Genomic DNA, 16,769 nt, shown 5'->3' with positions numbered 1-16,769 from the left:
CCTTAAAAACAATCTTAAAAAATGACAAGAAAAAAAAACATATACAACCTTTTACATCCAACCTCATTGGCGCTAGCCTTACTTATATCAGACTCCTGCATGGCGGCCGAGGAGTTAAATGATAAAAAAACGACTGCCAGGAATACCGGTGGGAGGGTATCGGCTTCCGAAACATCCGATATCATAGAATTGCAAGCGTTAACGGTGGTGGGGGAAGATTCAGGTGACCCGTCTTTGACAACGCCCTCCATAGCTGACTCTAAACGTGAATTAAGCCAAGTTCCCGGAGCTACGACGGTCATTGACGCCGAACGTATTAAAGAAGGCGCGCCGCTGACTGTCAGCGATGCTCTCGCCAATACCGCAGGCGTTTATGTAGGAGACCTTGGCAGTGGCATTGCTGGAGGATCACGCATTTCCATCCGGGGTTCTGACGTCAATTCGATCATTTCTCCAATTCGGGGACTGAAATTTCTTCGAGACGGACTGCCTTATACTAACGCTAGTGGTGCAACTGATACCGAATCGCTCAATTTTTATGCAATTGACCATATCAATGTTTACCGGGGCGCTAGCGCCCTTGAATATGGCTCTAGCAATTTGGGCGGGGCTATCAATTTCATCACGCCCACCGGTTATACGGCTGACCGGCTTAGGCTGGGCATGACCTATGGAACTAACGGTTATGTGATGCCCAGCATCAGCGCAGGCGGAATATTGGGAAAAGGCTTTGATGCTTATGGGTCGTTCTCCTATATTGACACCAATACCACCCGTAATCTCAACGACCAAGAACATTTTTTTGGCTATGGCAATATTGGCTATCGCTGGAACGAGAACCATGAAACCAGACTTTCCGTTGATATTCAAAATCATAATTACCTGTATCCCGATCCGATAACCAAGCAACAAATCAGCGAAAACCCCAACCAAAATACTACGACATCCGTACCACCGACCGGTTTTCCTGTTTATCGTGTCGATTTACGCCATTCGATAAGGCTGGCCGATGGCGATCGCTTTGATATGGGGGCTTATTACTTCAACAAAAACTTTTCCTTCTCCTTTCCTTTCGGTTTTTTCCGGGATAACTGGCAAGATGCCGGTTTTTCATGGCGGCATGAGATCAACGGCGGGTTGCTTGGCTTGAAGAATAAAGTGGTGTGGGGAGGGTTAAATCAATGGATGTGGATTAAGGACCGCAATTTTGATGGCACCACAAATCCAGATGGAAGCGTCCGGAGAGGGGCCTTGCTTAACCAGGAGCGGGATCACTGGATTAATACAGAAGTCTATCTGGAAGATCAATTAAGCCTCACTGACGCCTTTAACTTGGTTGTTGGCGCGCAAATCAACTATCGCAAGGTCGACTATGAAAGGACGGTAGGCTATGAGCCTAGCCCGGATAGGCCGAGTAATCAGGCTGACCAGGACTTTTTTAACTTCAATCCCAAGCTGGGCTTTACTTGGCAAGCCACCAAGGAAGCGCAGATTTATGGCAACTTGAGTCGCAGTTCGGAGCCGCCCCCTTTAATTGATTTAATTAGTGTATTTCAAAAACCAACCCTGACCAGCCAGACAGCTAGCACCGTGGAAATCGGTACCCGTGGTCAAGCGGATTGGCTGAAATGGGATTTGGCTTTTTACCATGCGTGGTTGAATGATGAACTCCTTGTCATCCCCACACCACCTTTTGGTAGCGGAGATTTCACGACTGCCAACGCCGGGAATACCCAGCATACCGGCATTGAATTGGCTCTTGAAAGTACAGTGCCGCTAGATGTCATTGCATCGGGCGACCAAATCAGGCTGAGTGGAAATTACACCTGGAATAACTTCCATTTCGATAGTGATGAGCGGTTAGGCGATAATCGTTTGCCCGCTATTCCTGAACATGTTGCGCGTGTTGAAGCGCTCTATCAACATCCCAGTGGTTTTTACATAGGACCGAATGCACAAATTGTTAGCTCCAATTGGGTGGATTTCACTAATACCTTAGCCGCCAAGCCTTACGCTTTATTGAATGCCAGAATGGGTTGGGACGACGGCGAGCATTGGAAAGTATTCGTAGACGGACGTAATCTTACCAACGAGTATTACACGGCTTCAGTTTCTGTTACTGGCAACGCCGGAGGCGCAGATACCGCACTGTTCAATCCAGGCTCTACGCGTACAGTGTTTGGTGGCTTCGAGTATCGATACTGAGGTGTTAGTCGAATCGCTTGCGGTTTGGCGCACCCATTTTTCGGTAATGGATTGGTTTAACGATTAAATGCTTGGTCAGGCCAAGCTGCCACTTTTCCCAATACCTTGAGACGAGATTCTATCAGAAAAAGCCATGAAAAAATTTGATCAACATTTAACGGTGATTAAGGCAATGAAAGCATCTGATGCCGACTTCAGACTTATAAACCTAAAAGCTCGCCGGAAAAGATGGTTGTCCATACATTTGTGGCTGGGACTCACCCTCGGCTTCTTGCTCGCCATTTACGGACTGACGGGTAGCATCCTGGTGTTCCATGATGAAATCGACGAATGGCTAAACCCTGAATTATTAACGGTTGTGCCACCGAATGGTAATCAGCCCTACAAACCACTGACGGAAATCATTGAGGCGGGCCAACAAGCCATACCCAAGCAAGCCGTGCATGTTTACAGCGATTATCCCCGCAATGACAGCTCCGTTTTTAAGCTGTCCTACCCGATGCCGTTAGCGGGGGTGACTGAAAACTGGGAGATATATGTGAATCCTTATACCGCTAAAGTATTGGGTAAGCGATTGATGAGTTCTTCCGATAGCGCCATTCCCAAAACCTTTATAGGCTTTATTTTTGAATTACATTATGACTTGCTGTTAGCCCCCGAAATAAGCCCCGCCATTGTGGGATTTTCCGGCGCGCTGCTGATTATTTCGGCACTGACCGGCTTGATTGTCTGGTGGCCGTTGACCGGGCGTTGGCGACAGGCTTTAACGATTAAACGTAAAGCAGGAACTGAACGCTTAAACTTCGATGTGCATAAAACATCCGGGGTTTATAGTTCGTTGATCATGATCCCAGTGCTGTTTTCCGGGGTTTATATGGTGTTGCCTGAACGCATCGTACCTGTGGTCGAACTGTTCTCGCCGGTCACTTACCGCTACTGGTTCAGTTCCACACCGGAACCTAGCCTGGAACCCATCAGTATGGCTGATGCGGTGACTATTGCCAGACAACGTTATCCAAAAGGACGCCCGCACTGGATCTATGGCGCGCCTGGCAGCACCGACACCTATACGGTGTGCCTGAACAGTGTCGACCGGCCCGGCAGTTGGCTGCAACGGGTGTGCGTGGTGATGGACCGCTATACCGGTAAAGTGCTCGATATAGACGATCCAGCTGAAGTCACAGCTACTGCGGGTGAAGTGCTTACGCAATGGCAATGGCCGTTACACTCTGGACAGGCCTTTGGCATGATCGGAAGACTGTCGGTGTGCGCAATGGGTTTGGCTTGTCCGGTGCTGTTCGTCACAGGCGTTATCCGCTGGCGGCAAAAGCGTCGGGCTATCCGAAAAAAACGGTATAAGATCGAAATCGGCATTAAAGCTCGCAAAGCTTCAGGCATAAGAATTGAAGATCTTGATCCTAAACATGCCAGTCCCTTTGAGCAACACCGATAAACATGGATCAACAGATGTTATTAATCCTTCAACAACAGAGGACTGCCACATCATGAGCATTATCAAAAAAATTTCCGAACTTCCCAGCCATCCTGACCCGGTGATAATGGAACCCGACTTAACTCGGGTTCATGAGATTTTTGAGAAATTGGCGGACCGCCATGGAAAAATGTTTACGGTTCAGTTTGCTGACCAACTTATGATGGTGGTGGCGGACGCTAAAATACTCAATTTTATTGTTTGCAAAAGGCCGGAATTGTTCGGCCCTTATCGCAGAAACAGCAGAATTCTCGAAGCCATAAAGACAGACGGCATCGAAACCGCAGACGGCCATGACTGGAAGCGGCAACGGGAGATTATCGCCGCATCAATGGAGTCCATTTACTTGGCGCAATACTTCGAGACCATCAAGGCGGCTGTTGAAGCGTTAAGAAATCGCTGGATCACTTATGGTGAAAATCTTGCCGAAATCAATTTGGAAGCCGAGATTTTTGGTTTTTCCATTTCGGTGTTTACATCCATCATGTTCGGTGATATGGCCGATATGCCAGCCGACGAACGGGAGGCTGCCGAAAGCCTCATGTTTAATCTGGTTTCCGTCTTAGGCAAGCGCATTGATGCTCTGCTGCCGCAGATGCACTTGGAAAACATCTCTGAAGATAAAGATTTCGAAGAGGCAATAAAGAAACTGTTGACTGTTATTGAAAACCGAATTGCGCATAGCAGAAATATTTTGGCCGGGAACAATAAAACCGGCAAAATCCGGAGCCAGCTTCAGGTTCTCATGGAAACCATCGAAAAAGAGGGCTTGGCTAACCACGATGTAAAACTGACCGAAAATATCTTGCAGCTACTGCTCGCTGCCGAACCTACCACGGCAGACACCCTGCTTCGGGTGCTGCATTGCATAGCCGAAAATCCCCAAGCGCAAAAGGACATTCAGGATGAAGTCTATGCCCTGTTGGGCGATTGCAGCCATATCGAGGACTTTAAAGATATTAAAAAGCTTAAGTGCATTGACGCCGTTATTTTAGAAACGATGAGGATAGCGTCGAGCTCCCGCCTGGTTCTCGTAGAGGCGAAAACGGATTTATTACTGGAAGACATTGAGGTGCCAAGCGGAACGCCATTGGTATTGCTTATTGCATATTGCGGCCTAGATGCAGAAAATTTTCATCAAGCTGCCGTCTTTGATCACCGGCGGTGGCAACGCGAAAGCAAAGCGGAATCCGAGCCACATAACAGCAAAGCGGCTTTAGGTTTCGGCGCCGGACCACGGTCCTGTCCAGGACGAGGTTTGGCGATGCTGGTTATGAAAACAGTCTTAGCGATGATTTGCGCAAATTTTCAAATCCGGCGCGTACCCGAAACACCGCTATCTAATGAAACAATGTCTAAGCACCAGCCATTTTCCTTAGGTTTTACCCTCAAATTTCGCGATAGACACCACGACTTCATAGCGATTGAAAGCAGAGAGATTGATAATGTTTATTGACTTACAGCATTCAGGACAAAAGCCAAACCTTTCGCCAGCCAAAAAAGCACTGCTTGAAAAGCGTTTACAAGGGAGAAATTCGGAGAACTTGGATTTAACCATTCAGAAACGGACAAGCGATTTCTCACCTTTATCTCCGCCACAATTGCGTTTGTGGTATCTATACCAAATGGACCCGGAAGACCCCGGTTACAACTATTCGACCGCGATTCGCTTGATCGGCAATCTGGACATTCCGGTATTACAAAAATGTATTAACGAAATTGTTCGCCGCCATGAAAGCCTTCGCACTACCTTTCTGGAAAGAAACGGCCAACCTGCGCAAATTATCACCGCTGTGCTGAATGTTTCGCTGGAAACGCATGATTTGAGCTATTTGACGAAACCGCTGCGCGAAGCTGAGTGTATCCGTTTAGCTAAAATGGATGGAAAAAAGCCGTTTGATCTATCGAACGGGCCATTGCTCAGGGTGACTCTAATCCACGCTGGTGACAATGAGTTTGTCTTGCTGTTTACTGTCCACCACATCGCTTTCGACGGCTGGTCGGCAGGCGTCTTGCTCAAAGAGTTTGCCACTCTCTATCGGGCTTTTGCCAAAGGCGACAGGTCTCCTTTACCGGAACTGCCTATCCAGTATGCCGATTTCGCTTGCTGGCAATATAACAAGGGCTTGCAATGCCAGCAATTCGAACGGCAATTAGCCTATTGGAAGCAGCAGCTTAAAGGCATCCCGGAACTGCTGAGTTTGCCTTCTGACCGGCCCCGTCCCCCGGTAATGAGTTATAAAGGCGCCATTTATTCTTTCTCCCTGTCATCTGCGTTGACTGAGCAACTGCATAAAATTGGCCGCTCATTGGACTGCACGCTTTTTACTCTATTGCTCAGCGCATTTACTATGCTGTTGCATCGTTATAGCGGCGCAAATGACATCTGCATCGGCATACCTGTTGCCGGCAGAACCAAGGTGGAACTGGAGAGTTTGATCGGCTTTTTTGTTAATACGCTGGTGATACGGACACAAATTGACAGTAACGCTACTTGCGCCGGGATCATTAAAAAAACCCAAGAACGGGTGCTGGATGCCCAATCGAATCAGGATGTGCCTTTCGATAAGCTTGTCGAAGAGCTAAGGCCACAGCGTCATGCGGGCTATAACCCGATTTTTCAGGTTATGTTCGTCTTGCATGATGTGCCATCGCAGGCGCTGGATCTTCCCGAACTTAGTCTGGAAAAACTAGAGCTGGATTATGAAATTTCTAAGTTTGATTTGATTCTTCACGCCACCGAAACGAACGGCCTCGAACTGGCATTTGAATATAGCACGGAACTTTTTGATCCTGAGCGTATTGAACGCTTAGCAAATTATCTGAAATTAATTGTACAGCTGTTCGTTAATAATCTAAACGCTCATATCGGCAATTTTGCCTTGCTATCCGAACAGGAACGCAACGAAATTGCAACATGGAATGCAACGCAGCGCCTGTTTCCGCGCCGACAATTTTTGCATACCGGTTTTGAAAATCAGGCACAAGCCCGGCCTCAATCGGTGGCTGTCAGTTGTGGCCAGCAAATGCTTAGTTATTACCAGCTGGATCGCCGCGCTAATCAACTGGCCCATTGGTTGCGTTTGAAGAACGTAGGTGTAGATGTGCGGGTCGGCATTTGCCTGGAACGCTCAGTGGAAATGATTGTTGGGGTTTTAGCTATCCTGAAAGCGGGCGGCGTTTATGTACCGATTAATCCAGCTTATCCCAAGGAGCGGATTGCCGATATTTTGCAATCCTGCGGCGCGTCAATTCTCTTAACTCAAGATCGGCTATCTTCAGACTTGCCATGCACCGGCCTGAGCGTTTTTTGCATGGATAGCGCTTGGCAGACAATTTCAAGCTTGCCTGATGATCATCTTGCCCTTGCGTATCAGAATTCCGCCGCCTATGTCATCTATACGTCAGGCTCTACAGGAAAACCCAAAGGAGTCATCGTTACTCATGAAAATGCTGTTGCTTCGACATTGGCTCGCTTTGATTATTACTCGGAACCTTTAGAGGGCTTTCTGCTGATGTCGCCGCTGGCGTTTGATAGTTCAGTCGCTGGTATATTTTGGACCTTAAGCCAAGGTGGACGGCTCTGCATTCCAACAGAAGCGGAAACACATGATATAGAAGCCCTGATAGACAAAATAGAACAACACCAGCTAAGCCATCTGCTTTGCCTGCCTTCGCTATACAGCATTATCGTAGAGAATATTAGCCCACAACGGGCGGAGGCTTTACGCACAGTCATTGTCGCGGGTGAAGCGTGTCCGCCCGACTTGGTTGCCAAGCACTACGCACGCTTGCCCACTGTGCAACTTTACAATGAATACGGTCCCACCGAAGGCACGGTATGGAGTAGCGTTTATGCAGCGCACAACGCCGATTCAGTGTCCGGTACATCGCTTTCTATAGGCAAACCTATCGCCAACAGCCAACTCTATTTGCTCGACCGCTATTTGAATCCCGTTTCTGTGGGTGTTCCGGGCGAACTTTATGTTGGCGGGCTTGGAGTGACCCGAGGCTATCTTGGCATCGCCGATTTGACCGCCGAACGTTATCTGCCCGACCCGTTTGGGCCAGCATCCGGAGGCCGATTGTATAAAACCGGCGACTTAGCCTGTTATCGGCCGGACGGTAAAATCGATTTTCTTGGCCGCATCGACCATCAGGTCAAGATTCGCGGCTTCCGAATAGAACTCGGGGAAATTGAGACTAAGCTTCGTCAATATCCGGAGATTCAGGATGCCGTGGTTACTGCGCATGAAGATGCCACTGGCAACAAACGGCTGGTGGCTTACTGGGTCAATGACCCGAATTGTTTTTCCGAAACAGAAGAGCTACGAGCATTTCTTAAGGCGGCCTTGCCCGATTACATGATTCCTGTGGCTTTTGTCCGTCTGGATAAGCTGCCGCTGACGCCCAACGGCAAGCTCGATCGTAAAGCGCTGCCCGACCCTGATTTCAATGGGCAATCCGGGCAACCGTATGCAGCGTCGCGTAATATGGTCGAACAACAGCTGACCACTATTTGGCGCCAGGCTTTAGGTCTTGAGCGGATTGGCGTCCATGACAATTTTTTCGCTTTGGGCGGCGATTCCATAATAGCCATTCAGATGGCTGGCAAGGCGCGTCAGTTTGGTTTAGTCGTAGCGCCCCAGCAACTCTTTCAGCATCAGACCATCGCTGAGTTGGCGCTGGTTGTAGGTGGCCTTGCCAATAGCCAAAACGCCGAACAAGGGCTGGTAAGCGGCTCAGTCCCGCTCACCCCTATTCAATGCTGGTTTTTCGAACAAAACCTGCCAGACCCAGGGCATTGGAACCAGGCTGTTTTATTAGAGATAACCGGCGCTGTCGACGCATGGGTTTTTGAACAGGCGCTAGCGCATCTGCTTGCTCACCATGATGCTCTGCGTTCGCGTTTCAGCTTGGACAATGGGCGTTGGTCGCAGACGATTCTGGAGCAGGAGTTTAATGTACTCTTTCACCGGATCGACCTTAGCGAACTTCGGCAAATAGATCACGCCGACCTCATAGAGGCCGAATGCAGTCGCTGGCAAGCCCGTCTGAATCTGGCTGAAGGCCCTTTATTGAGGATGGTCTGGTTCGATCTGGGCATAACAGGTAAGCCGCGTCTTTTAATAGTCATTCACCATTTGGTTGTGGATGGCGTGTCCTGGCGTATTTTGCTGGAAGACTTGCAGACCATCTGCCTGCAATTGATGCAAAGCGAAACCGTTATGCTACCCGTCAAAACGACCGCTTTTAAGCATTGGTCGGAACGCTTGCAGCAATGGGCGCAACGTGAAGACTTGCAAAAACAGATGGCTTATTGGCAGAGCGTCAGCGAGGCCGGCATGGCGCCTTTACCCGTAGATTGGCCTGACGGCTCCGCTAAAAACGGCCATGCTGCAACGGTTATGACAGCTCTAAGCAAAACTGAAACGCAGGCATTAGTGCATGAAGTCGGCGCCGCTTATCGGACTGAAATTAACGACTTGTTGTTATCGGCGCTGGCCCAGACTGTGGCGGCTTGGGCTCATGGTGCTGATATTTTGATCGATATGGAAGGTCATGGCAGAGAAGGGCTATTCGATGAGGTTGACTTATCGCGTACGCTAGGATGGTTTACCAGCCTATATCCGCTACGCCTCACTTTACCTGGCGATAATAACCCCGGCGCCGTCATTAAAACTATTAAGGAAACTATCCGCCGGATTCCCGATAAAGGCATTGGCTATCAGGTACTGCGTTATTTGCAGGCCGATGGCAGCGCCGGTTCTTTGCGTGCCCATTCCGGCGCGCCAATCTTATTCAATTATCTCGGCCGGTTCGATAGAGTGCTGGCTGAAGACGCATTGTTTATCCTGGCACAAGAGTCGGCGGGGCAAGCGCTAGATGCTGAAGGTTTGCGCTGCTATGAGTTGGAAGTTAATGCCCATATCGCCAATGAGCAGCTGCATGTGCTATGGACTTACAGTAGCGAACGCTACCGGCGGGATACCATTGAAGGCCTGGCGGCGTCGTACATGCAAGCGTTAACGCGGCTGATAGAGCATTGTTTGCAGCCCAAAGCCGGCGGTTTTACACCGTCTGATTTTCCCTTGGCAAACATTGGGCAAGCCAAGTTGGATTCTCTACTATCAAGATTGGCAAAAAAATAAATGCTGTCAACAGCAAGATCCCAATCAACAAGCGATGCGAGAAATTATGAATAAAAACGAAACGGCACCTATCTGCAAGCCGGACACGATTGCGTCTATTGAAGACATGTACCCACTCACCCCATTGCAACAAGGATTGCTATACCACAGTTTGGCCGCCCCTGATTCCGGTGTTTACACCGAGCAATTGACTTGCATTTTTGAAGGCGATCTTGATGTGGCCGTTTTTTTTGAGGCATGGCGACAGGTAGTGGATGCCAACGCCATTCTGCGTACTGCTTTTGTCTGGGCGGATCTGGATCAACCCTTGCAGGTGGTGTTGAAAAGCGTGCAGCTGCCGTTTGCTCAGCAGGATTGGCGTGAGCTTGCCATTGAAACCCAGGCGACGCGTTGGTCTGAGTTTCTGGAGGCGGATCGCAAGCGGGGCTTCGATGTCGATCATGCGCCGCTGATGCGGATGACCTTAATCAGGCGCTTAAAAACCAGCTATTATTTTGTTTGGACGCATCACCATGCCTTACTTGATGGCTGGTGCCTATCGCTGATCATCAAAGACCTGTTTGCATTTTATGAATCCTTACGTCGCGGACAGGCTGTGCATGCGATGTTCCGGCGACCCTATCGGGATTATATCGCCTGGCTTAGCAAACAAGACAGGCCTGCAGCGGAACACTATTGGCGTAACCGACTGAGCGGCTTTGCCAACCCGACTACACTGACATTAGGCGCTTCGGGGTCGAACCGGACTGAAGGGGCAAAGCCTGAAGAAAAGCGACTGTGTCTTGCCCAAGCGGATAGCTTGTTGCTAAACGCCATGATCAAGCAGCACCATCTGACCTTGAACACATTGGTGCAAGGCGCATGGGCCTTGCTTCTCGGCCGTTACAGCGGAGACCACGACATCCTGTTTGGCGTGACCGTAGCGGGACGCCCGGCCGAATTGACGGGCGTCGAAGAAATGTTAGGACTCTTTATTAATGCTCTGCCATTGCGGCTACAGATCAGACCGGATGCTTTAGTTAAGGACTGGCTACAAGCATTGCAAAACCAGAACCTGGAAATGCGCCGGTTTGAATACGCGTCATTAGTTGATATTCAGGGATGGAGCGAAATAGCGCGAGGGCAACTGATGTTTCAGAGCCTGCTGGTCTTTGAAAATTACCCGCTGGACAAAATGGTCAACGACGCGGTCAGTAGTCTGGCGGTAACAGAGATTTGTTTTATTGAACAAACGAATTACCCGTTGACTCTTGTCGTGCACCCCGGTGAACAATTGGAAGTTCGTATCATCTATGATTCGGTGATGTTCGAAGATACGTCAATTGACGGACTATTGAATCATTTGGAAATTCTGTTGAAAGGAATGATAGCCAGTCCTGACTCCCCGCTTTCAGAGTTGCCGCTAATGGCATCATCTGAGTATCATCAGATTGTCCATGACTGGAATGACACACTGGCGCATTATCCTCAAGGCCAGTGTATTCATAAGCTTTTTGAGGCGTACGCTGAACATAGCCCCGAATCTGTAGCGTTGGTTTTTGACGAGAAGCAATTAAGCTATGGTGAATTGAATGCGCAAGCCAACCAGCTGGCGCATTACCTGCTTGGACAAGGCGTGAGTCCTGATAAGCTGGTGGGAATTTGCGCGCGTCGCTCCATCGAACTGATCGTAGGCCTGCTCGGTATCATGAAGGCGGGCACGGCTTATCTGCCGCTTGATCCGGATTATCCGCAAGAGCGCTTATCTGTTCTGGTCAAGGATGCCGGGTTGCAGTGGATTTTATTGCAAACTGAATGCGCAAATGCATTGCCGCCATCGGATGCGCGGCTGATTCATCTGGATCAGGAGTTGACAGAATTTGTGTTATCGTCGAAAGCCAACCCTATCATCAATATTGCCCCCGACCAGCTGGCTTATGTGCTTTATACCTCGGGTTCTACCGGGCGGCCCAAGGCGGTAGGCGTACCCCACAAGGGCTTGTGGAACCGCCTGCTTTGGATGCAGGAGCGTTTCAACTTAAGCGCTGCGGATGCCGTCTTGCAAAAGACGCCATATAGCTTCGACGTATCGGTATGGGAATTTTTCTGGCCGTTGCTGGTTGGCGCACGGTTAGTCATTACGGCGCCGAATGATCATAAAAACCCTGATAGACTGATTGCTCTCATCAACATGCACTCAGTCACTACCATTCATTTTGTGCCTTCGATGCTGCGCGTTTTTCTGGAAGCAAGCGCCGTCAATTGCTGCCCTACGCTCAAGCAGGTTATTTGCAGCGGCGAGGCACTGACAGCGGAGCTTCGCCAATTATTTTTTGCGCGCCATAACGCCGAACTGCACAATCTTTACGGCCCGACCGAAGCCTCCATCGACGTCACCGCGTGGCAATGCCAAAAAGCCGATACTGACCCTTGTGTGCCTATCGGACGCCCGATTGCCAATACCCGTACCTATATCCTTGATCGCCATTTCAATCCTGTGCCGGTAGGCGTCCCCGGCGAACTCTGCTTGGGCGGGGTGCAATTGGCGCGAGCTTATCTAAACCGCCCCGACCTTACAGCGGAACGTTTTATCCCTGACTCCTACAGCGGGCTTGAAGGTGAACGGCTGTACCGGACCGGCGATCTGGCCTATTACCGCGCCGATGGCAATATCGATTATCTGGGCCGCATTGACCGCCAGGTTAAAATCAGAGGCTTTCGAATCGAGCTTGGCGAAATCGAAGCCTGCTTGCTGCAACACCCCCTCGTCAAAGAAACCGTTGTGATCGTTCAAGAGCAACCGTCGATCGGCAAACGTCTGATTGCTTATGTTGTAAAAAGAGCGTCATCTGTTGATAGTGATGCGCTTCGAGCACATTTAAAAGCCATGCTTCCCGAATATATGCAGCCCGCCCTGTTTATATTCCTGGAAACCCTGCCCTTGACGGTCAGCGGCAAGCTGGACAGAAAAGCCCTACCTGTTGCTGATGGCAATCAGTTAGCAAGCGCCGGTTATATTGCTCCAAGCAATCCAACAGAACAAACACTGGAAGGACATTGGCGCGATGTCTTGGGCATAGAAAGGATCGGCATAAACGACGATTTTTTTGCCTTGGGTGGACACTCCATTTTGGCGACGCAGTTATTATTCAGAGTCAGGGAGGAGTTTAGCTGTGCAATACCTTTGCTGGATTTGTTTCAGACACCGACCATAGCCGCTCAAGCCCGCTTATTGGCTATGGATGAGGCTAATGAACACGCGAATGCGGGTTCTATCGATTGGCAAGCTGAGAGTGTGCTTGATGAATCTATTCGTCCGCTTGCTGCGTATTGTCCGGAAGTTGCATTAAAGTCGGTTTTTTTAACGGGCGCCACCGGATTTCTTGGCGCTTTTTTGTTGCAAGAATTGTTACAACAAACCCCGATGGTCATTTATTGTCTGGTGCGCGCGACCAGCACCGCCCAGGGTTTTGAAAAAGTCAGACATAATCTGGATAGTTATGGCTTATGGCGTAACGATTTCAGCTCCAGAATTTATCCCGTATGCGGCGATTTAACCAAGCCGCTTCTTGGCATTCAAGCCAGCCAATGGCAACAACTGGCCCAAGACATTGATGTCATTTACCACAACGGCGCATTAGTTAATTTTACTTATCCTTATTCAACCTTAAAACCCGCCAATGTGTTAGGGACTCAAGAAGTATTGCGGCTTGCCTGTACAACCAAAAACAAGCCCGTGCATTATATTTCCACCGTGTCCGTGTTCGAAGATAATTTGGATCTCAGTTTAAATACCGTGATGGAAGAAGACTTCCCTGAAGACGGCGCTACCTTAGTAGGCGGTTATGCGCAGTCGAAGTGGGTGGCGGAAAAATTGGTTAGAGAGGCGTCTTGCCGAGGCTTGCCGGCATCCATCTATCGTCCGTCCATTATTACCGGTGATAGCCGCTCAGGGGTTTGGAATACCGGCGATTATTTGAGTAAGGTGATCGGCAGCTGTTTGTTATTAGGCAAAGTGCCGATGCAGGAAGCATTGTTTAATGCCGTTCCTGTCGATTACGCTAGCCGGGCGCTGATCTTTTTGTCGGGGCAATCTCAAGGCATAGGTAAAACCTATCATTTAACGAATCCTAGTCCGCTTTCCAGTAACCAACTGTTTGCTTGGGCGTGTGCTGCCGACTTAGCGCTGGAAAGGGTCGACTTTAATGATTGGCTGAAAGAGTTACGTAATCTTGTCGGCAATTCATCTGACCATCCGTTTTTCTCCTTAGTGCCCATGCTCGATCAAGAACGGGCTAATTTAACAAACAATAACGAATCACCTGAGCGTGTGCTTATCTTTGACCATCGTCATGTCAGTGCTGGATTAAGCGGAACAGGGATTAGTTGTCCAATACCTGACCAGCATTTATGGCAGTTGTATTTTCATTATCTTCAAAAGGCTTATGCCGGATATTCCTCTGTGGCGGTTTTGAAATAGGGGGGAATGGATGAAGCAAAAAAAGTTCTGGCGGATATTTTTTATCATGCTTGTAATGCTAATTGGTAGTGGGTGCATTGGCGTCTATTGGTTCCTACAATCCACATTGTCCACTATGGGGGGGCAACATTATTTGTCGGGTCTTTCTTCCAAAACTACCGTGGCCTTTGATGAAAAAGGAATCCCGGTCATTTCGGCAAAGTCGCGTGAGGACGCATTTCATGCGTTAGGCTTCTTAACCGCCCGCGACCGCTTGTTTCAGATGGATTTAATGCGCCGACATATAGCGGGGAACTTGGCCGAAGTGATGGGGCCTGAATTAAAAGAGACCGACCACTGGCATCGGGTGATGGGTTTTGAGCAAGTGGCGCAGGCCATTGTTCAGCGTCTTCCGTCCGATCAACGCCGAGTCTTGAAAGCCTATGCTCAAGGCGTCAACCAAGCGATGGCCACATTAGCAGTATTGCCGCCCGAGTTTTTGCTATTGGCTTATCGTCCTGCCGCTTGGCGGCCTGAAGACAGTGTGCTGGTAGTGCTGGGTATGGAAGAAGATTTGGGTTGGACAGGCGACGCCGAGCGCCGGGCCAGCGTCATGGAGGCGGCATTGCCGGGAGCGGTCAGAAAATTTTTCATGCAGCCCGTTGACCGCTATACCGCGCAACTGCTGAACACCAACACTACGGAAACACCTGGGTATTCTATTCCGAAGGCAGAGCTATCCGCGTTACTGAATGATCCCGGCAATCATCAGCTGCACACCGCTCTGGTAGCCGACGCTGCGCCGCCTAAAGGCTCGAACGGCTGGGTGGTCGGGCCGTCAAAAACCTGGGATGGTAGGGCTATTCTGGCTAATGATATGCACTTGTCGCTACGCGTGCCGAACATTTGGTATCGGGCTGAAATCCGTTACCGCAATGTGCGCCTTACCGGCTTCACCCTGCCCGGCGTGCCTCTGATGGTAGTCGGCTCTAATGGCAAAATGGCTTGGGGATTTACCAATATTGAAGGCGATTTCGTGGATTTGGTGGCGTTGGAGCTTGATCCTAAAAAGCCCGACAGTTACCGCACGGCCAAAGGCTTTGTCCGCTTCGGCGAGCGCCAAGAAACGGTGCATGTGAAAGGCGAGCCGGATTTAACCTTCAAGGTGCAAACGACTGAATGGGGACCGGTACTGCCCGAACCCTTACTCTCCAAACAGGTCGCTGTACATTGGACGGCGCTGGACCCCGCCGCTACTGATTTAAACCTGCTGAATTTGGACGCCGCCGACACGGTGATGGCGGCGCAAGCGGTGTTTAACAAGGCGGGCGGGCCGCCTTTGAATGCACTGGCGGCTGATGATCAAGGCAATATCGGCTGGACTTACTCCGGTAAAATCCCTAAACGCTTCGGATTGGACGGTTCGGTGAGCCGTTCCTGGGCCGATGGTGCAAAAGGTTGGGCCGGTTATATTTTGCCTGAAGAGTTGCCGCGCTTGCTCAATCCCAAGGTAGGTTTCATCGTCAACGCCAATCAGCGTATGCTCGGCGACGATTATTCTTATGTGATCGGTCATGATTTCGACCAAGGCCATCGCGCTTACCGGATCGCCGAACGTCTGAGCGAGGCAAATAACCTCAGCGAGCGCGATATGCTGGCTTTGCAATTGGATACCCGAGTCGAGTTTTACCGTTTTTACCAACGGCTGGCGTTGTCTCTGCTACACAATAGTAATGATAAAACCCAAATGCGGCTTAAACAGGATTTAACCGACTGGGACGGTTTTGCCGAACGGGAGTCGGTGGGATTCGCCGTTCTGGTCGAGTTCCGCAAACGGTTACTGGAAGCCGTGATGGCGCCTTTCATGGCGAAATGCCGGAACTACGATGCAGCGTTCCGTTTCATCTCGCCGATGATAGACACACCTTTACAGCAACTGTTGGCGACCAGACTGCCGGAGCTATTGCCCGATAAGCGCCATTACCGGGACTGGGATGAGTTTTTGCTTAATCTGCTGATGCAGGCATCTCACAAGCTATCTGCAAACGATAGCGCCGGTTTTTCGGAAAGCTTGGCTTGGGGTGCGGCCAATCAAGTAATTATTTCGCATCCTTTTTCAGAGGACTTACCGGTGTTGAAGCGCTGGCTGGATATGCCGCCAGTGGAGCTACCCGGCTGTGCGCAATGCGTACGCGTAGCAACGCCCGGTTATGGCGCCAGCGAACGGCTGGTGGTCGCGCCGGGCCATGAAGGTAATGGCATTTTGCAGATGCCCGGCGGTCAATCCGGCCATCCGTTGTCGCCGCATTATCGTGATCAACAGCAGGCTTGGGTGGAAGGCATTGCCGTGCCGCTGGAAACCGGAACTGGCGTGTACCGGCTGGAGCTGGTACCGGCGCCAATAAATCGGGACTAGAGAGCTGATGCCGATGATTTTACTGGTCATTTTTTGCACCTGCAAAAATGCGGACCTAACCCATGG

General features: G+C 50.0%; 6 protein-coding genes. All 6 read left to right on the top strand.

Annotated features, from left to right (window positions below):
• The first annotated feature begins 21 nt into the window (after positions 1-21).
• Entirely contained in the window at positions 22-2,205 is a 2,184-nt protein-coding gene (locus tag EK22_RS00280; protein WP_152564963.1) for a TonB-dependent receptor family protein, read from the top strand.
• Positions 2,206-2,338: 133 nt separating this feature from the next.
• Positions 2,339-3,658 carry a PepSY-associated TM helix domain-containing protein gene (locus EK22_RS00275; RefSeq protein WP_036246949.1) on the top strand — a complete coding sequence of 440 codons (1,320 nt, stop codon included), beginning with the start codon at positions 2,339-2,341 and terminating at the stop codon, positions 3,656-3,658.
• A gap of 52 nt (positions 3,659-3,710) precedes the next feature.
• The gene (locus EK22_RS00270; protein WP_036246947.1) at positions 3,711-5,153 is read left to right on the top strand and encodes a cytochrome P450; all 1,443 of its coding nucleotides are present in this window, start codon (positions 3,711-3,713) and stop codon (positions 5,151-5,153) included.
• Positions 5,143-9,849, top strand: a complete 4,707-nt coding sequence (locus tag EK22_RS00265) for a non-ribosomal peptide synthetase (RefSeq protein ID WP_081917699.1) — start codon at positions 5,143-5,145, stop codon at positions 9,847-9,849. Before EK22_RS00270 ends, EK22_RS00265 begins: the two co-directional genes overlap by 11 nt.
• Entirely contained in the window at positions 9,800-14,308 is a 4,509-nt protein-coding gene (locus tag EK22_RS00260) for a non-ribosomal peptide synthetase (RefSeq protein ID WP_152564962.1), read from the top strand. Before EK22_RS00265 ends, EK22_RS00260 begins: the two co-directional genes overlap by 50 nt.
• A gap of 10 nt (positions 14,309-14,318) precedes the next feature.
• The gene (locus EK22_RS00255; RefSeq protein ID WP_036246946.1) at positions 14,319-16,703 is read left to right on the top strand and encodes a penicillin acylase family protein; all 2,385 of its coding nucleotides are present in this window, start codon (positions 14,319-14,321) and stop codon (positions 16,701-16,703) included.
• The last annotated feature ends 66 nt before the right edge of the window (positions 16,704-16,769 follow it).

It is taken from the genome of Methylobacter sp. BBA5.1 (assembly GCF_000746145.1).
In the GTDB taxonomy this organism is placed as follows: domain Bacteria; phylum Pseudomonadota; class Gammaproteobacteria; order Methylococcales; family Methylomonadaceae; genus Methylobacter; species Methylobacter marinus.
The sequence above is the reverse complement of the archived record's forward strand: the minus strand, read 5'-3'. Positions and strand labels throughout refer to the sequence as shown.